Genomic DNA, 19,858 nt, shown 5'->3' with positions numbered 1-19,858 from the left:
CGTGGCGGTGTCACCCGGCGACCAGCACGGCGGCGAGGGCGAGGGCGCCCGGCAGTGCCTGCGCGACGAGGATGCGGCGGTTCGCCGTGGCCGCCCCGAACACCCCGGCGACCACGACGCACACGAGGAAGAACACCTGGACGCGGAACCCGGTGGGGTCGGCGGCGACGAGGCCCCACACCAGCCCGGCGGCCAGGAAACCGTTGTAGAGGCCCTGGTTGGCGGCCAGTGGAGCGGTGGTTTTGGCGGTGCCGGGATCGAACCCGTGCAGCCCCCGGCCCGGCTTGCGCTCCCACAGGAACATCTCCAGGACCAGGATGTACACGTGCAGCGCGGCCACCAGGCCGACCAGCACGTTCGCGAGGGTGTGCATCGTCGGTGGACTCCCCGTTCGAGACGATTTCATGGACAGGTGTCCACTATAGCTGGACAGGTGTCCAGGAACTGTCCGGCATGCCAGCCGTCGGCCGTCACGGGCGCGGGCGCGCGGCATCGGAGGTTGTCCGGTGTGCCGCCGGGGTAGCGATGCTGCGGTTTCCTTGATCGAAAGGGGAGTTGACGTGTCGGGCAGTCCCGCGCCCAGCGAGTGGAGCTGGAACGAGCGGAGCATGTGGGCGGCGTTCCGCAGGGGGGAGTGGTACGCGGACGGCGGAGAGGTCCGCGCGGCGGCGGTCCGCAGGCTCCTGATCGCGCCGCCCCTGCCCGAGCCCGGGCACCTCGCCCGCCTCCGGCTGCGGGACGTGCGCGTCACCGGCCGGCTCGACCTGGCGGAAGCAGTCGTCAGCGGGACGCTGCGGCTCCACAACTGCCGCTTCACGCACGCCCCTTGCCTCGACGGCGCCTCCCTCGGAGCACTGGAGATGCGCGGCTGCACCCTGCCCGGCCTCACCGCCGTCGGCATGACGACCGGCTGGAAGTGCGAGATCAGCGGCTGCCGGGTGGAAGGCCCGGCCGACCTGTACGGAGCCTCGATCGGCGGCACCCTCCACCTGGAGGACAGCCACCTGACCGGCCGCGGCGAGCGGCGCGGCGAGAGCGCCCTCCGACTCCGCTGCGCCACCGTGGGCGGCGACATCCAGGCCGGCACCGGGCTGCGCGTCGACGGCCGCGCCGACCTGCGCGACACCGCCGTACGCGGCAGCGTCGTGCTCACCGGCGCCGCGCTCGGCAACCCCGACGGGACGGCGCTCAAGGCGAACCGGCTGCACATCGGCGGCGACCTGAACGGCCGGGGCGGCCTGGTCGCCGAGGGCACCGTGGACCTGTGCGACGCGCGGGTGGGCGGCGGCGTGCTCTTCGAGGGCGCCTCACTCGGCGTCGAGCACGGAACCGCGCTGCGGGCCCACGGCATAGACGTGGGCGCCGAGTTCAACTGCTGCGACGGCTTCACCGCCCGCGGCAGACTCGCCCTCAGCAACATCACCGTCCGCAGCAAGGTGTCCTTCGCTGACGCCCGCATCGACGTCCCGGCCGGCCGCCCCGCCCTCACCAGCCGCCGCTCCACCGCCTCCGAACTCACCCTGAGCCTCGCCCCGCCCGCGCGGGGCACCGTCGATCTCAGCCACACCCGGGTCACCGTGCTGCGCGGCACCCCCGACGGCTGGCCCGAAGGGGTGCGCATGGAGGGCGTGGTCTACGAGAGCCTGCTGCCCCAACTACCCGCCCGGGGAAGGCTTCCACTGCTGGCGCGCGACCCGCAGGGGTTCACCCCGCAGCCCTACGAGCAGCTCGCCTCCGTGTACCGGCAGCACGGCCACGACGCCGACGCCCGCACGGTGCAACTGGCCAAGCAGACCCGGCTGCGCGCCGGCCTGCCCTGGCCGGGGCGGGTCTGGAGCCGGCTCCAGGACGTGACGGTCGGCTACGGCTACCGGCCGATGCGCGCGGTATGGTGGCTGGCCGCGATCATGGTCAGCGGCACCCTGCTGTTCTCCCGGTGGCCGCCCCAGCCCCTCGACCCGGACCGGCCACCCCGCTTCCAGCCCGCCGTCTACACCCTGGACCTGCTCCTGCCGCTCGTGGACTTCGGGCAGGAACGGGCGTTCAGCCCGGACGGCGCCCTCCAGTGGCCGGCCGTGCTGCTGATCTGCCTGGGCTGGCTGCTCGCCACCACGGCCGCCGCCGGCGCCAACCGCATCCTGCGCCGCGCGTGAGCACCGGGTGCCCCCCCACGAGCGGGGTCGGTCGCCCGGCGCGCCGAGGAGGACCCGTCCGGGGGACGCGTCCGCGGCGTCGGCGCGTACCGACCTGACGACATGTCAATACACATACGGGGCAAGACTGTCGGCGGCCGACTGATCCCGTCCGGCGGGGGGTACCCGGGGAGCGTGTGGCAGCAGGTGGCGCCGCCGCCCGCGCCCGACCGTACGGAGGAACCATGGGACTGGTAGTGACAGGCGTCGTGGTGCTGGACTGTGCCGAGCCGGAGAAGCTCGCCACCTTCTACAAGGAACTGCTGGACGCCGAGGAGACCGACGCGAGCGCGAACCGGGTGGAGATCAAGGCCCCCGACGGACTGCGCCTGGCGTTCCGCCGCGATGTGATGGCGACGCCGCCGAGCTGGCCGCGCCCCGAGAACTCGCTCCAGGCCCACCTGGACTTCCACGTCAACGACCTCGACGAGGTGGAGCGCCGGGTCGTGGGCCTCGGCGGGCGCCCCCTGGAGACGAAGGACGCCTCCGGTCCGTACGAGGAGCGCGGGTACGCCGATCCGGCCGGGCACTCCTTCACCCTGCGGCTCGTCCCCGCCACGGCCCCCAAGCAGGGCTGAGAGCCGGCGGCGGTCCCAGGATCGGACCGCCGCCGGACGGCACCGGCACCGGAGTGCCGGGTGCCCGTGCGCCGGCCGGTCTCAGTCCCGGCCGCTCTTGTCGTCGGTCGGCCAGACGCCCGTGGAGCGCTCGATGGCCTTCGCGCCCGTACGGTCCACCGCGCTGCGGACGACGGCGAAGATGGCGCCCTGCACCGCCGCGGCGAGCAGCACCTCGCCCCAGCCGCGGTCCTTGTCGAGGGCGTCCGGCGCGTTGTCCTCGTGGCGGATGGCCTTCCAGGTGGCCTGGAACGCCATGCCCGCCAGCGCACCGCCCGCCCAGCCGAGCACGAACCCGACGGGCTTGTAGGCGAGGGGGAGCGTCTTCTTCTTCGTCTTCTTCGACATGTGGTTCTCCTTGTTGCCTCTCGGTCGGCCTCCGGGGTGTCGCCGGACACTTGGCGTGTGTCCCTATCCGCGGCGAATACGCAGGCCGGAGTCGGTCGACGCGGTCACAGGTGATCAGGGCCGCCCCTGTGCGGGCACCTCCTCACCCTCGGGCACCGGGCCCGGTGGCGTCCCGTCGCCGAACGGACGGCCGCCGAGTTCCTCGCGGTGATGCGGTGTCAGCCAGCCGCCCAGGTCCGGGCCCAGCGGGACGATCCCGGTCGGATTGATGCCGGTGTGGACCTGGTGGTAGTGCCGCTTGACGTGGTCGAAGTCGACCGTGTCGCCGAACCCCGGCGTCTGGTACAGATCGCGGGCGTACGCCCACAGCACCCGGTCCTCGGCGAGCTTCCAGCGGTTGCACTTGAAGTGGCCGTGGTAGACCGCGTCGAAGCGGACCAGCGTCGTGAACAGCCGGATGTCCGCCTCCGTGATGGTCTCCCCGACGAGGTAGCGCCGTTCGGCGAGCCGCCGTGACAGCGACTCCAGCCGCCGGAAGACACCCGCGCACGCTTCCTCGTACTGCTCCTGCCGGTTCGCGAAGCCCGCCCGGTACACCCCGTTGTTCACGTCCTCGTAGACGCCCGCCATGACCTCGTCGATCTCGTCGCGCAGCGCCGCCGGATACAGGTCCGGCGCACCCTCGCGGTGCAGGTCCGTCCACTCGGTGGCGAAGTCCAGGGTGAGCCGCTGGTAGTCGTTGGTCACCAGCCTGCCGCTGGGCACGTCCACGAGCGCGGGCACGCTCACTCCGCCCGGGTGGTCCTTCTCCCGGGCCTCGTAGGCCTCGCTCAGGAAACGGATGCCGAGGACGGGATCGCGGCCGTCCGGGTCCAGCGTGAACCGCCAGCTCCGGTCGTCCTGGATCGGGTCCACCACGGCGAGGGACACCGCGTCCTCCAGCCCGAGGAGGCGCCGTGAGACCAGCGCGCGGCTCGCCCAGGGGCACGCCCGGCTCGCGACCAGCCGGTAGCGCCCCGCCTCGACCGGCCAGCCGTCCCGCCCGTCGGCGGTGACCCGGTCCGCGAAGTGACTGCCGGAGCGCCTGAACTCCTTCGTGCCGTAGTCGGCGTTCGCCATCGCGCCTCTCCTCTCCGCCCGCCGCCGTCCGCGTGAGCCCTCGGTGGAGGGGTTCCCCGATTTCCGCCGACGCCACTGTGTGAGGGGAGCGGGCTCGGGCATCCGGGGCCTGTGGCAAACGACTCGACGAACCGACCGACCAGCTCCGACCGCAAGACGCGCGTCACCGTCCTGGTCGCGCTCGGCGCCAATCTCCTGATCGCCGTCGCCAAGGCGGTGGGCGGTCTGGTCTCCGGTTCGCCCGCGCTGCTCTCCGAGGCGGCGCACTCCGTCGCCGACAGCCTGAACGAGGTGTTCCTGCTGGCGGCGCTTCGGCGCAGCCGGCGCCCCGCCGACCGGCGCCACCCGTTCGGGTACGGCAAGGAGCGGTTCTTCTGGTCCCTGCTCGCGGCCGTCGGGATCTTCGTGATGGGCGGCTGCTTCTCGGTCTTCCAGGGCGTCGAGGCACTCAGGAACGGGGCCGAGGAGTCGTTCTCCGGCTATGTGACGGGCCTGGTGGTCCTCGGCGTGGCCCTGGTGGCGGAGGGCGCCTCCCTGGTGCGGGCACTGCTCCAGGTGCGCGGGGAGGGCGGCGGGCTGCGCGACCCCGCCCTGCGCACGGTCGTCGCCGAGGACGGCACCGCGGTCCTCGGCGTCAGCTTCGCGATCGTCGGCATGGTGCTGCACATGGTCACCGGGCAGGTCGTGTGGGAGGCCGCCGCCTCGCTGGCCATCGGGGCGCTGCTCGTCTGCGTCGCCTACTGGCTGGGTCGTGACGCGCGTGCCCAGCTCGTCGGGGAGGCCGCCGACGAGGAGCTCAGCGACCGGATCCGCGCCGTGCTGAACGCCCAGCCCGAGATCGACAGCGTGGAGGCGCTGCTGACCATGAAGATGGGCCTGGACTCCACTCTGGTGGCCGCCCGCGTCGACCTGGTCCCCGGCCTCGACAGCGAGGAGGTGGAGGACGTCGCCGTCCGCATCAAGCGCTCCGTCGCCCGGCTGGTGCCGGAGGCGGACCAGATCTTCCTCGACGTCACGGACGCGCGTGCCGCCCGGGAGGCCGCACGGCGGGGTGCGGAAAGCCCCGCCGCGACGGGGGAGCGCGGCGGGACCTGACGTCCGGATGCCGCCGGAGGGCGGGGGAACATGCGGCCCCCGATCCCGGCGCTCTCCGCACGCCCTCGAAGGCCGGTCCGCCGCCTCGTACGGTCCCGGCGGTGACCCGTGCCGAGCGGTGCTCGTACGGGTCACTCAGGTGCGGGTGACGGAATCAGCCGGTCGGCTCCAGCACGAAGAGCGGGATCTCGCGTTCCGTCTGCTTCTGGTAGTCGGCGTACGGCGGGTAGGCGGCGACCGCGCGCTCCCACCAGGCCGCCTTCTCCTCACCGGTGACCTCACGCGCGGTCAGGTCGTGGACGTCGGGGCCGTCCTGGAGTGACACGTGCGGGTCGGCCTTCAGGTTGAAATACCAGACCGGGTGCTTGGGCGCGCCGCCCTGGGACGCGACCACCGCGTAGCGCCCTTCGTGCTCCACCCGCATCAGCGGGGTCTTGCGGATCTTGCCGCTCTTGGCACCCCGGCTGGCGAGGACGATGACGGGGAGGCCCGTGTTGCCGAGCGTCGTCCCCTTGGTGCCGCCGGAGCTCTCGTACAACTCCACCTGGTCGCGCACCCATTGTTCCGGGCTGGGTTCGTACTCGCCCTCAAGAGGCATGTCTTCCGTCCCATCGTCGCGTTGTACTGGTGTCGTCCAGTCAAGATTCAACACCGGTTCGCGCGCAAATCAACCAGGCCCCTACCTCAGGGGTAATCGACGGTGTCGGCCGGACGGGGCACGGTGGGCCCGTAGTACGCCGCCGGCCCCCGGGCCGGCACCGGTACAGATCAGGGAGTCCGTTCATGTCCGCAGCAGCCGACCGCACCGCCGCCACCCGCAGCCTGGTCGAGGAACTGCTGCGCCGGATCGGCGAGGCCGATCCCGAGCGGATCGCCGAGCTGTACGCCGAACGGGGTGACTGGAAGCTGAGCTGGCCCGAAGACGAGCACGGGCGGTCCGCGACGCCCTGGATCCGCCACCGTTCCACGCGCGCCGACGCCGCGGCCCACTATCGGGAGCTGACCGCGCACCACGTGCCGGGCCGGGCGGCCACCGCGATCGAGCGTGTTCTCGTGGACGGCGGCGACGCGGTCGTGCTCGGCGAGATCCGCCAGACGGCGGCGGCCACCGGACGGGACTACCAAGCCAGGTTCGCTCTGCATCTCACCGTCACGGACGGGCTGGTCACCCGGCACCACGTGTACGAGGACAGCCTCTCCGTGGCCCGCGCCTTCGAGCCGGACCGGCCCGCCGGCCATGCCCCCGGACGGCCCTGAGCGCGGCCCGGACGCCGTCGCCGGCGCCGGGCCGGGGCGGATCCGGACAACGTCGGCGCGACGCGCCGTCCGGATCATGTCCCATTGCTCTCTGGTGGGCGCCGGTTCCGCCGTGTAGCGTCGCTGCCAGATGTCGTGGTTCGCCGTACCTGCCCGCGCTCCGGCGCGGGCGCTTTGCTGTGCGGTCGACCAGGTCGATCACCTCTGGGGCCCGCGCGGTGCGGGTCCCGATCTCAACCGGAGGGCACAGCATGGCCAGCGGAACCGTCAAGTGGTTCAACGCCGAAAAGGGCTTCGGCTTCATCGCGCAGGACGGCGGCGGACCGGACGTCTTCGCGCACTACTCCAACATCAACGCGAGCGGCTTCCGTGAGCTCCAGGAAGGCCAGGCGGTGACCTTCGACGTCACCCAGGGCCAGAAGGGCCCGCAGGCGGAGAACATCACCCCCGCCTGACCCCTGCACGAACCGGTCCCGGCCCTCGGGCCGGGCCGGTTCGACCCGGTCCCGGCCCAGGCCGGGACCGCTCGGCGGCACAGGGTTCTCCCCGCCGAGCGCGTGGACGCCTCCGCGCTCCCCACGCCCTCAGCCTTCCTCCGCGCCCGCCTCGGCGTCGTCCAGGCCGATCTCGACCTCTTCGCGCCGGTCCGCGATTCGCGCCCTACCGGCAGGCGTTCAGCAGTACCCGGGCAGCCTCACGGGCGTGCACGGCGGGCGCCGGGCTCCTTTCGACCCCCGCGGTGACCATGGCGCCCTCGGCGAGCAGGTACACCTGTCCGGCGACGGACGCCGGCCGGCCCGCGTCGGCCACCAGTTCCGTCAGCCAGCCCTTGAACGCCTGCTTGTGCGCCCGCACCTGAGCGGCCACCCGGGGTGAGGTGGCGCCGAGTTCGCCGTACGAGTTGATCCAGGCGCAGCCGCGGAACCCGGGTTCGGCGAACCATTCCTCCAGCCAGTCGAAGACCGCGAGGACACGCTCCGCCGGGTCCTCCCGCCGCTCGACGTACTCGGCCAGGTGCCGCCGCCAGCGGACGTCACGCCGCTCCAGGTACGCCTCGACCAGCAGCTCCTTGGACGGGAACAACTGGTACAGCCGCTTCAGCGAGACGCCGGAGGCGCCGCGTACGTCGTCCATGCCGACGGCCTGGACACCGCGCCCGTAGAACAGCTCCTCCGCCGCGTCCAGGGCCTGGGTCCGCGCGAGGGCCAGGGCTTGGTCACGGGCCGCCGTGCTGTCCATCCGAAGTCCGCTCCTTGACGTGAGAACCAGCGTTCTCTTACGTTAGCAGCCACCTGGAGAACGGACGTTCTCTTGCATCGCGGGCTGCCGCGCCCCACCCGAGGAGGACGCCATGAGCGACCGTCCACCCCTTCCGCCCTTCACCCGCGAGACGGCCGCCCGAAAGGTCCGGGCGGCCGAGGACGCCTGGAACACCCGCGACCCGCACCGGGTCTCCCTCGCGTACTCGCGGGACTCTGTCTGGCGCAACCGCGACACGTTTGTGCGGGGCCGGGACGAGATCGTCGCCTTCCTCACCGCCAAGTGGGCGCGGGAGCACGAGTACGCGCTGCGCAAGGACCTCTGGGCCTTCGACGGCGACCGGATCGCCGTCCGCTTCCAGTACGAGTGCCGGGACGCGGACGGCCGGTGGTGGCGCTCGTACGGCAACGAGCTCTGGGAGTTCGACGAGCACGGCCTGATGACGCGCCGCGAGGCGAGCATCGACGACGTCCGGATCGAGGAGGGCGAGCGCCGGATCAGGGGCCCGCGCCCCGAGTCGGAACAAGGGGACACCCTGCCCCTGCGTTGAGGCCGGGATCGACCCCACGCGACGCCGACCGGATCCGGACGGCGGGGCCCGGGTCATTAGGGTGCTCGGGTGAGCGAACGCGCCGAGAAGCCCTTCCTGTACGTCGTCGTCTGCGCCGCCGGTGTCGCCGCGGACGTCGGCACGCTGATCACCGCCGCCCTGCCGGACTGGGAGGTCGGCGTCATCGCCACCCCGCAGGCGGTCGGCTTCTTCGACACGGCGGAGGCCGAGAAGCGGACCGGCCGCCCGATCCGCTCCGCCTGGCGCTCGCCCGGCGATCCCCGCCCGTTCCCGGCGCCCGACGCGGTCGCCGTGGCGCCGGCCACGTTCAACACGGTCAACAAGTGGGCCGCCGGCACAGCCGACACGCTGGCCCTGGGAACCCTGTGCGAGGCGTACGGCCTCGGCGTCCCGACGGCGGTACTGCCCTGCGTCAACGAGGCGCTGGCCGCCCACCCCGCCTACCGCGCGAGCGTCGAGCGGCTCGGCGGCATGGGTGTCCGGTTCGGCGACCCGTACGACGGTGCGCCGGGGCCGGACGGCGGACGCGGCGAGTTCCGCTGGGAGCGGGTGCTCGACCTGCTCGCCCGTCCCGCCTGAGCCCGACGCGGCGGCGGACCGTCAGTCCGTGCAGGTGAGCGTGGGCCCGACGAGCATGCCGCCGGTGTACACGGCCTGGCCCTCCGGCATCCAGTAGCCCAGCTTGGAGACCACGGTGGAGCAGGACTCCGGCACGGCGACGTGGACGACGACGGTGTCGGGCCGGCCCGGCTGGAGCTCGGTGAGCGCGCAGTCCAGGGCGTGCGTGCTGCGCTTCGTGGACGGATGGCGGCCGGTCAGCGGATTGACGCAGCGCGGGTCCGACGTCGTCAGTTCCACCCCGGATCCCTCCTCGCCGATGAGCCCGAACCGGGCGCTGCCGTCCCCCTGCTCGCTCTCCCGCGCGACGGTGTAGGTCACGGTCGTCGCGGAACCCGCGCGCAGCGAGTCCCGGTCGACGTCGATGCGGTGCGTGGGCGCGGCCTTCGGCCCGGACAGGGTCAGCGTGGCGTGCACCCGGCCGCGCAGGTCGACACCCGTGGGCACCGAGCGGACGTGCACCTCGCCGCTGATGTCGTAGGTGCCGGGCCCCGGGTACTCGCGTCCGCCGGGCAGTGTCCCGGAGGCCACGGTCTCGCCCGCGCGCCGCGCCGTCCAACTGCCCGAGGTCGTACAGGCGTACGCGACGGACGTGCCCGCCCGCGTGCAGGTGGCCGGGGCCGACACCGACATGGTCGGGCCGCCGCTGCTCGCGCACAGGTTCACGGCGGCCCGCTGCCCGTTCTCGCCCTTCAGGATGCCCGCCTGGGCGCACAGGGTGGCGGGTGCGGAAGCGCCGGGGCCGGGGGCGGGGGAGGGGGCGCGCCGCTCGGCGCTCGCGGCGGGCTCTCCCACGACGCCCCATCCGACGGCGGCGGCCAGCAGGGCCGCCGCCGTGAGGGTCCGGGACGTCCTGCGGACGGTGGGGGGTGTCGGCACGGTTCTTCCTCCCGCACGGCTGTGACCGGCGGGTCCGCCGGTCGCGTGCGTCGAGGATGCGCGCCAGGCCGTCCCGAGCCGCCGCTCCCACGCCGGACGGTCACCTGCCGGCACGAAGGACCGGCACCCGTCCGAGGCACCCGGGCCACGGACGGGACGTAACGGTCGACCCGGCTCGGCGACGGTCAGGGCGAGCCGTCCCGGGGCTCACACCCGGGCCCGGGCGGGACGTGCCGGGCGGCCATGTTCTGCGACGGCCACGGCACCTCCCGGGCTCGTATCCGGGCCCGGACGGACGTGCCGGTCGGTCACGTTCGGCGACGGCCGTGGCGCGTCCCCGGGCTCGGCCCGGGCCCGGTCAGGACGTGCCCGAGGGTCCGGTTCGGCGACGGCCCGGAGCGTCCCCGGACTCGAACCCGGACGGGACATGCCTGTCGGCCCGCTTCCGCGACGGCCACGGCGAGCGGTCCCCGGGCTCGGCCAACCCGTCAGCGGGTCCGGCGGACGTAGTCCTCGTCGGCCGGTGTGGACACGAGGACGTCCCTGCGGACGATGCTCAGGCGGCCGCCGAACCCGGAGCGCGCCTTGCGCAGGCCGCTGTCGGTGTACTCGATGTCGAGCACCCGGTCCCGGAACGCCTTCGCGTAGACCCCGCACTCGTCGTACTCGCCGCACTCCTCCGACACGGCGAAGTCGAGCCCGGCCGCCTTTCTGCGCCCGGCCAGCTCCGGCGTGTTCTTCTGGCCGACGGCCAGGTGCCGGGCGTGGGCGTGCGCCGAGAGGAGCCTGGCGAACGCGACGGCGTCGTCGGCGGTCAGCAGGTGCCGGGAGCGGGTGTAGCTGTCGTAGTTGTCGGGCTCGACCGCGTCGAAGCCCTTGGCGGCGCAGCCGTCGATCCAGCGGGCGACCCGCGCGGCCACCCGCTCGCGCTTGGCCGGGGTGCCGATGTCGAGCAGTGCCTCGTTCCAGTCGCGGTCCACGACGACCTCGCCGTCGGCGTCGCGCAGCAGCAGGTCGGCGGGCCACGTGTCGCGTTCCGCCGGCTGCGCCTGGAAGGCGTTGACGTAACAGACGTTGTAGAGGCCGCGCGCGGGCGTCGCCGAGCGGTCGCGGCTGACGACGCGCACGCCGGCCGGCGGGGGATAGGCGCCGCCGATCTGGTAGTCGAAGCCCGCGCCGAGCGGCGGCAGGCGCACCCCGGTCCGCGACGACGGCGCCTGCTTCGGGCTGTCGTGGTCGTCCGGGGTCGTCCCGGCCGTGGCCGCGCCGTCCCGGGCGCCGGCCCGGTTCTTGCCGGTCCCGTCGGACCCGGATCCGCATCCCGCGAGCGCGGTCAGGACGGCCAGGGCCGCGGCGACGGTCCGCAGGGGCCGGGAACGGCCCGCACGCGTGACGGACATGTCCGCTCCATCGATTGCGAGTACGACCCCGCCTCGGACGCGTCCGCGGTCCTGGCGACTGTGGCCGGGCTTGGACCGTGTCCGCTACCGGCTGGGCGCACCTCTGCGTGCCGGGTTCCACCACGGCACGTCAAAGATCCAAGCGCGCCGGGGCGCCGCGAGTCAAGCGGCCCCCCGCGCCGCGGAATCAGGTCACGCGACAGAAGCACCGCGACGGCCGGTGCCCGATGCTGGCCGGTGCGCACGTCGGAGCAGCCGGGCACCACGGGAGAGCAGGCACGCATGCCCATCGGGATCATCGGCGCGGGAGCCGTCGGGCAGGCCCTCGCCGCCCGCTTCCTGGCCGCCGGGGAGCGGGTCGTCGTCAGCGACAGCCGGGGCCCGGAGCGGTCGCGGGCGCTGGCCGGCGCCCTCGGACCCGGAGCGACGGCCGCGACGGTGGAGGCGGCGGCCGTCGAGGAGATCGTCGTGCTCGCCGTGCCCTGGGAGCGGCTGCGGGAGGCGGTGCGGGCCGCCGAGTCGTCGGACTGGCAGGAGCGGATCGTCGTCGACACCGTCAACCCGCTGTGCCCCGACCACACGCCGGCCGAGCTCGGCGGGCGCCCGTCCAGCGAGGTCGTGGCCGGTCTGCTGCCCGGTGCGCGCCTGGTCAAGGCGTTCAACACGCTGCCGCCCGCCCTGCTCGGCGCCGACCCGCGCACCCCCGCCGGACGCCGTGTGATCTTCCTCTCCGGGAACCACCCGGGGGCCAACGGCCGCATCGCCGGCCTCGTGCGGCGGGCGGGCTGGGCGGCGGTGGACCTCGGGCCGCTGGCGGCCGGCGGGCGGCTCCAGCAGTTCCCGGGAGGCCCGCTGGCGACGCTGGAACTCATTCTGAGGCCCGGCGCGGAGGCCTTATTGTCATGACATGAGGAACGACCGCGGCGCACCGGCCGTGCACGACCACGGGGGCGAGGGCCCGCCCCTGCTCCTGCTGCACGGCGCGGGACGCACCCTCGCCGACTGGGCGGCCGTCGCGCCGATGCTCGTGCACCGCCACCGGGTGCTCGCCGTGGATCTGCGCGGACACGGTCTCTCCCCGTCCGGCGCCTGGGGTGTCCCGGAGGTGCTCGGTCACCTCGAAGGCGTCCTGAAGGAGTACGGCGTACCGGACGCGCTGCCCGTCGGGCACTGCGTCGGCGGTGTGATCGCCGTCCTGTACGCGCTGGAGCACCCCGACCTCACGCCGGGCGCCGTGAACCTGGACGGGTTCGGGTGGGAACGCCCGGGCCAGGACGGGGACCCCGGGTACGGGGGAGATCCGGCGGCCGCCCTGTCCGGACGTCCGCTGCCGGCCGACGGGCTCAAGGAACTGCTCGCCCTCCAGCGCACCCTGTCGGAGCGGCTCGGCATCCCGTACGAACTGCTGGAGGCCGGCGTCCTGCGCGCGACCCACGACCGGCCCGACGGACGGCTGGAGTTGCGGCCCGAGCGCGCGCGGGCGCGGGAGATGCGCGAAGCGGTCGGCTCGCTCGACCTCTTCGGCCTCCTGCGGCGGACGACGCGGCCCGTGCTGCTCGGCCGTGCGCTGCGGCCCGCGCCCCGGATCCCCGGCATGGACTGGTCGTGCGGGCCGACGGCCGCCGGTGCGAAGGACCTCGACCGGGAACTCGCCGAACTGGCCCAGTACGGAGCCGGGGTGACGGTCACCGGGATCGACGCCACCCACGCCATGCTGCTGGAGAGCCCCAGGGCGGTCGCCGACGCCATCCTCCGGTTCGCCGCATGACGCCGCCCGTCGGAGACGAGTGGATCGTCGGCCGCGAGGACGAACTGGCGCTGCTCGCGGGGCTGGTGGACGATCCGTCGGCCCAGGTCCTGCTGGTCACCGGTGGCCCAGGGCTCGGCAAGAGCGTGCTGCTGGACGCCACCGCCCGCCTGGCCCGGCGCGCCGGAGCGCGGGTGCTGCGCTGCCGGGGCTGCGAGGGCGAGTCGGAGCTGCCGTTCGCCGGACTCCACCAGCTGCTGCGCCCGGTCCTCGACCTGGCCGACGGGCTCCCCGCACGCCAACGCGCGGCGCTGCTCGGCGTGTTCGGGATCGAGGAGGGAGCCGAGCCCGCCGACCCGCTGCTGACCGCGCTGGGCGCCCTGACCCTGCTCTCCGACGCGGCGCACGGCGGGCCGCTGCTCCTGGTGGCCGACGACGCCCACTGGCTGGACGTGGGCACGCTCGACGTCCTCGCCTTCGTCGCCCGGCGCCTCGAAGGCGAACCGCTCACCCTGCTCGTCGCGGCGCGTGAGGGCTGCGTACCCGCGCCGTTCGCCCGCGAGGCCCGGACGCTGGCGGTCGAGCCGCTGGAGCCCGCGGCGGCGGGCCGGCTCCTCGACGTCCAGCCCCGGCCGCCGGTCGGGCGCGCCCGCTCCCGCATCCTGGAACAGGCCGCGGGCGTGCCGCTCGCGCTGGTGGAGCTGGCCCGCGCCGCCGGACGCGACCCGGCCGCCGCACAGGACGGCACGCTGCCGCTCACCGCCCGGCTGGAGGAGATCTTCGCCGCGGACCTGCCCCGACTGCCCGGCCCCACCCGGCAGTTGCTGCTCCTCGCCGCGGCCGCCGAGACGGCCGAGCTGCCGGTCATCCTGTCCGCCGCCGCGACGAACGACCCGGCCCGCCCGGCCGGCCCCGGCGACTGGCTGCCCGCCGAACGGGCCGGACTGGTCCGCATCGCCGACGGGCACATCCGCTTCCGCCACCCCCTGATCCGCTCCGCCGTCTACCAGGCCGCGAGCTACGCCGAACGCCACGCCGCGCACCGGGCGCTGGCCGACGTGCTCCACGGCGAACCCGACCGCCGCGCCTGGCACCGCGCCGCCGCCGTCTCGGGCGTCGACGAGGAGGTGGCCCGGGAGCTGGTGGACAGCGCCTCGCGCGCCCGACGCCGGGGCGGCTACGCGGCGGCGGCCACCGCGCTCGAACGGGCGGCGCTGCTCACCCCCGACCCCGCCGTGCGCGCGCGGCGCCTGGTCCGGGCGGCGACCATGGCGATGTACGCCGGGCACCCCCGCTGGGTCGGCCAGATCGCCTCCCGCGTCGCGGCGATCGCCGAGGACCCGGCCGTGCTGGCCGAGGCGTCCCTCCGGGCGGGCTGGGCTCTCGCCGTGACCACCCAGTTCGAGGGCTCGCTCGGCTTCCTGCTGCCGGTCGCCGAGGCCGCCGTCGAGACGAACCCCGGGCTCGCCCTGGACGCCCTGAGCACCGCGACCACCCCCGCCTACAACGCCGGGGACTTCACGCACCGCGAGAAGATCCTGCGGACCGCCGAGCGGGTGCCTCACCAGCGCGACGAGACGGGCCGGCTGTGGATACTGGCCGGCTGCGACCCGCTGGGGCACCGGGTCCAGGCCCTGTCGATGCTCCGCGGCACGGCCTGGACCGAGCCGGCGGCGGAGTCCGGCCCCGGCGGGTCCGACGAGCGGCTGTCCCGGCTGACCGCCGCCGGCGCCGCCGCCTGGATCCTCGACGAGACGGCCGAGGCGATACGCCTGCTCGGCGCCGCCCTGGAACACCTGCGGCGCTCCCCGACCGCCGGTGCCAACGCGACCGTCGCCCAGGCCCTCGCCCTCGCCCTGTACGAGAACGGCTCGTGGGCCGCGTGCCAGGAAGCCGTCGACGAGGCGTACCGCACCGCCGCCGAGGCCGGCCTGGAGAACGTGGCCGTCGGCTCGCCCGTCCTCGGGGCCACCCTGCTCGCCCTGCGCGGCGACACCGAGCAGGCGCGCGCCGCCGTGCAGCGCGCCGCACACGGCATCGACCTGCCCAACTGCCGCAGTCTGCAAGTGCGGGCGCACTACGCGCTGGGCGCCGCGGCGCTCGCCGAAGGCGATCATCCGGCGGCCTACGACCGCTTCCGGGCCGTCTACACCCAGGACCCGGAACCCGAACCCCTGCACTACCACGCCTCCGACTACCACCTGGCCGATCTCGCGGCGGCCGCCGTGCGCACGGGACGGGCCGAGGACGCGCGGCGCGTCCTCGGCGCCGTCCGCCGGCGGCTCGCGGGGGCCGGCGGGGTGTCCGTGCGGCTCGACGCGATCGTGCACCGGGCGAGCGCGCTCCTGGCCGGACCGGACGACGCCGAACGGCACTTCCTGGCCGCCCTCGCCGACCCGGAGGGCGACCAATGGCCCTTCGAACGCGCGCAGGTCCGCCTCGACTACGCGGAATGGCTGCGCCGCAGACGACGCTCGGTGGAGGCGCGCCCGCTGCTCACCGCGGCGCTCGACGTCTTCGACCGGCTCGGTGCCCGCCCCTGGCGGGAACGCGCCCTCGCGGAGCTGCGCGCGGCCGGCGTCACGCCCGGCACGCCGCCGGCCGCCGACGCGCTGGCCGAACTCACCCCGCAGCAGGTGCAGATCGCCCGGCTCGCCGCCACCGGCCTCACCAATCGCGAGATCGGCGAGCGCATCTTCCTCTCGCCCCGCACGGTCGGTTTCCACCTCTACCGGATCTTTCCCAAGCTCGGCATCACCTCGCGGGCCCAACTCCGCGACGTGCTCGGGGAGTAGTCCGCGCCGGGCGGGAACAGGAAGGGACGGAGAGGGGAAATTGCCCGTTCGAGGCGCTTGCTGACAACGCGTCAATTCGCGCGTGCCGAAGAGAGTCGCGAAAGTTTCGGGATGTCTTGTTCCGTCTCGGTGACCTGTGCAAAGGTGTGCCGTGCCTGACGGGGCGCGGCCGATTTCGTTTCCCCCTGCACGCTTTTGCGTTTCTGGTGACCCCCTGTCGCGGAACTCCGGTACGGACTGTTCGCCGCGCGGGCTTCGGGAGGAAAGTGCACGTGAATGACATCCCTCCGCCGAATTCCTCCGCCCCCGGCCGAGCATCCGAGCCGACGGACGAACAACTCGCCTCCGAACTGAAGAGGCACTCGGGAAAAGGACCCACGCATCAGCCCGTCGGAGAACTCCTCAGCCGCCACTGGGAAGCCGCCTACTCGTACGCGCTCCTGTGCGCGAACGGCCCTCATCCCGCCGGGATGCTGACCACCACCGCGTTCACCCGGCTCTTCGAGGAGACCCTGCGCGGGAGCGGTCCGACGGCGGCCTGGCGGCCCGAAGCCCTCGTCGCCGTACGGCGCATCGCCGCGGAATGGGACACGGACCACCGCCGGGAACTGCTCCACCCCGCCCTCCTTTCCACCGCCGAGGACGGTGAACCCGCCGCGAACCGGCTCCTGCCCCACGCGACGGGACGTCTGGTCTCCCGGGCCTTCCAGCGTCTCGGCGCGCCCGCCCGCTGCCTGCTCTGGCACGCGGACGTCGAGGCCGAGCACCTGGACGGTCCCGCCGCGCTGCTGGGACTGAGCACCGAGGACGCCGCCGTGAAGCTGGAGCGGGCCCGCTCGCTGCTGCGCGCGGGCTGTCTCGACGTCCACCGCGAACTGGCCCCCGACCAGGAGTGCCGCCGCTACAGCCGGCTGCTGGACGTGTCCCTGCGCCGCGACGACGACGTCCTCGACCCCGACCTGAGCGAGCACCTGAGCACCTGCCGGCACTGCGGGGAGGCCGCAGGGCAGCTCGACCACCGTGACGGGCGGCTCGCCACCCTGCTGGCCGAGGCGGTACTCGGCTGGGGTGCGCGGGACTACCTGGACTCCCGGCCCGGGCGGACCGACGGGGAGCCCGGCGAGGAGCGGCCGGCGGGACCCCCGAGGGCTCAGGCGGGCGGGGTGCGGGGCGGTGAGCCGTTCACCGGCACCGCGACCCGGGCCCCGGTCACCGCGAAGACGTCTCGCGCCCGGTCCGCCGCCCCGCCGGCGCCCGCCCGGCCGCCGCGCGCCGGGTCCCGCACGGCGACGCTGCGCGCGCACCGGCGCGCACGCCACCGCAGGCGTCTCGCCCTCGCCGTCCTGACGGTGGGCGTCTGCGTCCTCGTACCGCTCGCCGTGTGGGCGGCCTCCGGGGACGGCGCCGACGGCGGCGGACGCCCGGCCGGAGGGAACGGCCCCGGCACGGAGTCCGCGCCCGACGCCCCGCCCGCCTGGGTGAGCACCGCGGACGGCGGTCCCGTCGGCACGCTGCGGGGCCGGCTCCGCAACACCGCGAGCGGACTGTGCGTCGGCCTGGACCGCGGGACGCCGGCGGCGGGCGCCGAGGCCGTCCTGCTCCCGTGCGCCGCGGCCGCGAACCAGCAGTGGGTGTACGAGACCGACGGGCTGCTGCGCAGCCGGACCGCCCCCGAACTGTGCCTCGACTCCCACCTCGGCCACTCCGTCGTGCTCGGCAGGTGCACCGGGGCCGGGAGGCCGGGGACCAGGAACGTGCGCTACGACTTCACCCTGCAGGGCACCCTCGTCCCCCGGTGGAACCAGGATCTCGCGCTCACGCCCGCCTCCTCGCGGGACGGCGCCGCGCTGGTCCTCAAGCCCCGTGCGGACGAGTCCGCCGTGCAGCGCTGGCTGACCGACACCTCGGCGGACCGGCTGCGGCTGGAGTCGGTCGACTGGGACTCCGCGGACCGCCCGGCGCCACCGGAGGACAGCAGTCCGAAGCCTTCCGCGCCCCCGTCCCGGACGGCCACGCCCGCCCCCACCGCGGCCCCGTCCACCGGGACGTCCGGCGGTTCCGGCCGGGACACGTGCTCGTGGTTCACCTGCGGGGGAGACGGGCACGGCTGGTGGGACCGGGGCGGCCGGGGGCACCGGCACTGACCGGCTTCAGGCGGGCGGCGGCGGCAGCGTCGTGACGTCCGGCGCCGTTTCCGGCCAGACCAGCAGCACCGGACAGGGCGCGTGGTCGACGACGAAACGTCCGGCCGGGCCGAGGCTGTGCGGGCCCAGTCGCGCACGGTCGCCGTCGCGGGCGAGGACGAGCAGGTCGGCGCCCCGGGCCGCGTCGACCACCTCGCGCTCGGCGTGCCCGGTGCGCTCCAGCCGGGTGCAGGGACCGCCGAGCCGCTCCGCCGCGGCGTCCAGGAGCCGGGCCGCCGACACCGTGCCCAGGTCCTCCAGGCGGTTACCGGGGTCGCGTTCCGGATGGCCGCGGCCGAGCAGGCCCGCGAAGGCGCCGTGCGCGAGAGCCGGTACGTCCGGCTCGCTGACGTGCAGCAGGACCACGTCCGCGGACCGCGGGGCGTGGGCGCGCACGGCGTCGACGGACGCGGGCCAGGTCCCCTCGACGAGCCAGGCGATCACCCGCATGTCCATCAGCCTCCGAAGACCAGCAGTCCCGTCCACAGTGCCGCCACGGCCGGGACCAGCGCGGCCGGCACGGTGATCAGACCGAGCCGGGTGAACTCGCCGAGACCGACGCCGTGGTCGTGCTCGTGCACGATACGCCGCCACAGCAGGGTCGCCAGGGATCCCGCGTAGGTCAGGTTCGGCCCGATGTTGACGCCCAGCAGCACCGCCAGCACGGCGCCCGGACCGGACGCGGCGGTCAGCGGCAGCAGCACGAGGACCGCGGGCAGGTTGTTGATCAGGTTGGCGAGGACGGCGGCCAGGGCGGCGATGCCGAGGAGGGCGAGGAACCCGTTGCCGTCGGGCAGGAGCCGGCCGAGGGCGTCGGACAGGCCGTTGTCGACCACCGCGCGCACGACGATGCCGAGCGCCAGCACGAAGGCGAGGAAGGCGGGCGCGGTGGCGCGCAGCACCGCGAGCGGCGTCGTGCGCCGCCGCACGAGGGCCCGTACGGCGAGGACGGCCGCCCCGGCCGTCGCGGACCAGGCCGGGTCGATGCCGAGCGCGGAGGCCACGACGAACCCGGCCAGCGTGCAGGCGACCGTGACCAGGGCGAACACCGGCACCTCGGGCGGCGCGCCGGCGCTCGGCGTGGGGGCGGCCGCGTTCAGGTCGCGGGCGAAGAAGCGGCGGAACACCAGGTACTCGGCGCCGATGGCGACCAGCCAGGGCAGCGTCATCAGGGCGGCGAAGCGGGTGAAGCTCAGCCCGCTCGCGGTGAACGCGAGGAGGTTGGTGAGGTTGGAGACCGGCAGCAGCAGCGAGGCCGTGTTCGACAGGTGTGTGCAGGCGTACACGTGCGGCTTGGGGCGGACTCCCATGCGGCCGGCCGTGGCGAACACCACCGGGGTGAGCAGCACGATGGTGGCGTCCAGGCTCAGCACGGCGGTGATCGCCGAGGCGAGTGCGAAGACGGCGGTCAGCAGCCGCCCAGGACTGCCCGCCGCCCAGCGGGCCGTCCACGCCCCGCACGCCTGGAAGAGGCCGTCCTCGTCGCAGTAGCGGGCGAGGACCAGCACCGCGGCCAGGAAGCCGACCACCGGACCCAGGTGCGCGCTCTCCGCGCGGGCGTGGTCGAGCGAGATCGCGCCGGTCGCGACGGCGACGCCCGCGGCCGGGACCGCCACGACGGCCTCGGGCAGGCCGAAGGGGCGGACGACGGCGCAGACCAGGACGGCCACGAGCAGGACGACCGAGAGTGCCTCGGCGAGCGGGGTGTTCAGGGTTCGGTCCTCCGGGCGCGGTTCCTCGTGCCCGTTCATGAAAGCAGCCCCCTCCGGGCGGACCG

Annotated in this window: 20 protein-coding genes; 11 read left to right on the top strand and 9 right to left on the bottom strand. The window is 74.5% G+C overall.

The annotated features are described in order from the left end of the window. Positions 1-10 precede the first annotated feature (10 nt). Entirely contained in the window at positions 11-373 is a 363-nt protein-coding gene (locus tag ACWGIS_RS22815) for a DUF1304 domain-containing protein (RefSeq protein ID WP_453364297.1), read from the bottom strand. 187 nt (positions 374-560) lie between these two features. Here ACWGIS_RS22815 and ACWGIS_RS22810 point away from each other — a divergent pair, with 187 nt between their 5' ends. Further along, entirely contained in the window at positions 561-2,153 is a 1,593-nt protein-coding gene (locus ACWGIS_RS22810) for a hypothetical protein (RefSeq protein ID WP_453364296.1), read from the top strand. Between the two features lie 224 nt (positions 2,154-2,377). After that, positions 2,378-2,770, top strand: coding sequence for a VOC family protein (locus ACWGIS_RS22805; RefSeq protein ID WP_453364295.1), 393 nt, complete (start codon positions 2,378-2,380; stop codon positions 2,768-2,770). An 81-nt stretch (positions 2,771-2,851) separates the two neighbouring features. Here the strand turns inward: ACWGIS_RS22805 and ACWGIS_RS22800 are convergent, their stop codons facing one another. Both ACWGIS_RS22800 and ACWGIS_RS22795 read right to left on the bottom strand, forming a co-directional pair. Next, on the bottom strand, positions 2,852-3,157 hold the full coding sequence (locus ACWGIS_RS22800; RefSeq protein ID WP_453364294.1) for a DUF4235 domain-containing protein: 306 nt from the start codon (positions 3,155-3,157) through the stop codon (positions 2,852-2,854). A gap of 114 nt (positions 3,158-3,271) precedes the next feature. Beyond that, complete coding sequence (locus ACWGIS_RS22795) at positions 3,272-4,276, bottom strand: glutathione S-transferase family protein (protein WP_453364293.1); 1,005 nt, start codon at positions 4,274-4,276, stop codon at positions 3,272-3,274. Between the two features lie 111 nt (positions 4,277-4,387). On the opposite strand from ACWGIS_RS22795, the gene ACWGIS_RS22790 reads away from it, so the two are divergent. Then, the gene (locus tag ACWGIS_RS22790; RefSeq protein WP_453364292.1) at positions 4,388-5,371 is read left to right on the top strand and encodes a cation diffusion facilitator family transporter; all 984 of its coding nucleotides are present in this window, start codon (positions 4,388-4,390) and stop codon (positions 5,369-5,371) included. A gap of 154 nt (positions 5,372-5,525) precedes the next feature. Here the strand turns inward: ACWGIS_RS22790 and ACWGIS_RS22785 are convergent, their stop codons facing one another. Continuing rightward, the gene (locus ACWGIS_RS22785; RefSeq protein WP_453364291.1) at positions 5,526-5,969 is read right to left on the bottom strand and encodes a nitroreductase family deazaflavin-dependent oxidoreductase; all 444 of its coding nucleotides are present in this window, start codon (positions 5,967-5,969) and stop codon (positions 5,526-5,528) included. A gap of 185 nt (positions 5,970-6,154) precedes the next feature. Here ACWGIS_RS22785 and ACWGIS_RS22780 point away from each other — a divergent pair, with 185 nt between their 5' ends. Both ACWGIS_RS22780 and ACWGIS_RS22775 read left to right on the top strand, forming a co-directional pair. Next, positions 6,155-6,628: a nuclear transport factor 2 family protein gene (locus ACWGIS_RS22780; RefSeq protein ID WP_453364290.1), complete on the top strand. Its 474-nt coding sequence runs from the start codon at positions 6,155-6,157 to the stop codon at positions 6,626-6,628. 251 nt (positions 6,629-6,879) lie between these two features. Next, the gene (locus tag ACWGIS_RS22775; RefSeq protein WP_004979083.1) at positions 6,880-7,083 is read left to right on the top strand and encodes a cold-shock protein; all 204 of its coding nucleotides are present in this window, start codon (positions 6,880-6,882) and stop codon (positions 7,081-7,083) included. 205 nt (positions 7,084-7,288) lie between these two features. On the opposite strand, the gene ACWGIS_RS22770 is transcribed toward ACWGIS_RS22775, so the two are convergent. Then, positions 7,289-7,867, bottom strand: coding sequence for a TetR/AcrR family transcriptional regulator (locus ACWGIS_RS22770; RefSeq protein WP_453364289.1), 579 nt, complete (start codon positions 7,865-7,867; stop codon positions 7,289-7,291). A gap of 112 nt (positions 7,868-7,979) precedes the next feature. On the opposite strand from ACWGIS_RS22770, the gene ACWGIS_RS22765 reads away from it, so the two are divergent. Both ACWGIS_RS22765 and ACWGIS_RS22760 read left to right on the top strand, forming a co-directional pair. Then, positions 7,980-8,438: a nuclear transport factor 2 family protein gene (locus tag ACWGIS_RS22765; RefSeq protein WP_453364288.1), complete on the top strand. Its 459-nt coding sequence runs from the start codon at positions 7,980-7,982 to the stop codon at positions 8,436-8,438. A gap of 69 nt (positions 8,439-8,507) precedes the next feature. Continuing rightward, entirely contained in the window at positions 8,508-9,038 is a 531-nt protein-coding gene (locus ACWGIS_RS22760; protein ID WP_453364287.1) for a flavoprotein, read from the top strand. 21 nt (positions 9,039-9,059) lie between these two features. Here ACWGIS_RS22760 and ACWGIS_RS22755 read toward each other — a convergent pair whose 3' ends face one another. Next, entirely contained in the window at positions 9,060-9,956 is an 897-nt protein-coding gene (locus ACWGIS_RS22755; protein WP_453364286.1) for a hypothetical protein, read from the bottom strand. 488 nt (positions 9,957-10,444) lie between these two features. Beyond that, complete coding sequence (locus tag ACWGIS_RS22750; protein ID WP_453364285.1) at positions 10,445-11,356, bottom strand: endo alpha-1,4 polygalactosaminidase; 912 nt, start codon at positions 11,354-11,356, stop codon at positions 10,445-10,447. Between the two features lie 282 nt (positions 11,357-11,638). On the opposite strand from ACWGIS_RS22750, the gene ACWGIS_RS22745 reads away from it, so the two are divergent. The 4 genes from ACWGIS_RS22745 (at position 11,639) to ACWGIS_RS22730 (ending at position 18,042) form a co-directional block, all read left to right on the top strand. Next, the gene (locus ACWGIS_RS22745) at positions 11,639-12,262 is read left to right on the top strand and encodes an NADPH-dependent F420 reductase (protein WP_453364284.1); all 624 of its coding nucleotides are present in this window, start codon (positions 11,639-11,641) and stop codon (positions 12,260-12,262) included. A 1-nt stretch (position 12,263) separates the two neighbouring features. Continuing rightward, the gene (locus tag ACWGIS_RS22740; protein WP_453364283.1) at positions 12,264-13,124 is read left to right on the top strand and encodes an alpha/beta hydrolase; all 861 of its coding nucleotides are present in this window, start codon (positions 12,264-12,266) and stop codon (positions 13,122-13,124) included. Continuing rightward, the gene (locus ACWGIS_RS22735) at positions 13,121-15,898 is read left to right on the top strand and encodes an AAA family ATPase (RefSeq protein WP_453364282.1); all 2,778 of its coding nucleotides are present in this window, start codon (positions 13,121-13,123) and stop codon (positions 15,896-15,898) included. The genes ACWGIS_RS22740 and ACWGIS_RS22735 overlap by 4 nt, the downstream gene beginning before the upstream one ends. Before the next feature lie 272 nt (positions 15,899-16,170). Next, on the top strand, positions 16,171-18,042 hold the full coding sequence (locus ACWGIS_RS22730) for a ricin-type beta-trefoil lectin domain protein (RefSeq protein WP_453364281.1): 1,872 nt from the start codon (positions 16,171-16,173) through the stop codon (positions 18,040-18,042). 6 nt (positions 18,043-18,048) lie between these two features. Here the strand turns inward: ACWGIS_RS22730 and ACWGIS_RS22725 are convergent, their stop codons facing one another. Beyond that, entirely contained in the window at positions 18,049-18,531 is a 483-nt protein-coding gene (locus tag ACWGIS_RS22725; protein ID WP_453364323.1) for a universal stress protein, read from the bottom strand. A gap of 5 nt (positions 18,532-18,536) precedes the next feature. Continuing rightward, on the bottom strand, positions 18,537-19,832 hold the full coding sequence (locus ACWGIS_RS22720) for an arsenic transporter (RefSeq protein ID WP_453364280.1): 1,296 nt from the start codon (positions 19,830-19,832) through the stop codon (positions 18,537-18,539). Positions 19,833-19,858: the final 26 nt, after the last annotated feature.

Source organism: Streptomyces sp. NPDC054842 (assembly GCF_053611025.1).
This window is presented reverse-complemented; position numbering and strand designations above follow the sequence as displayed.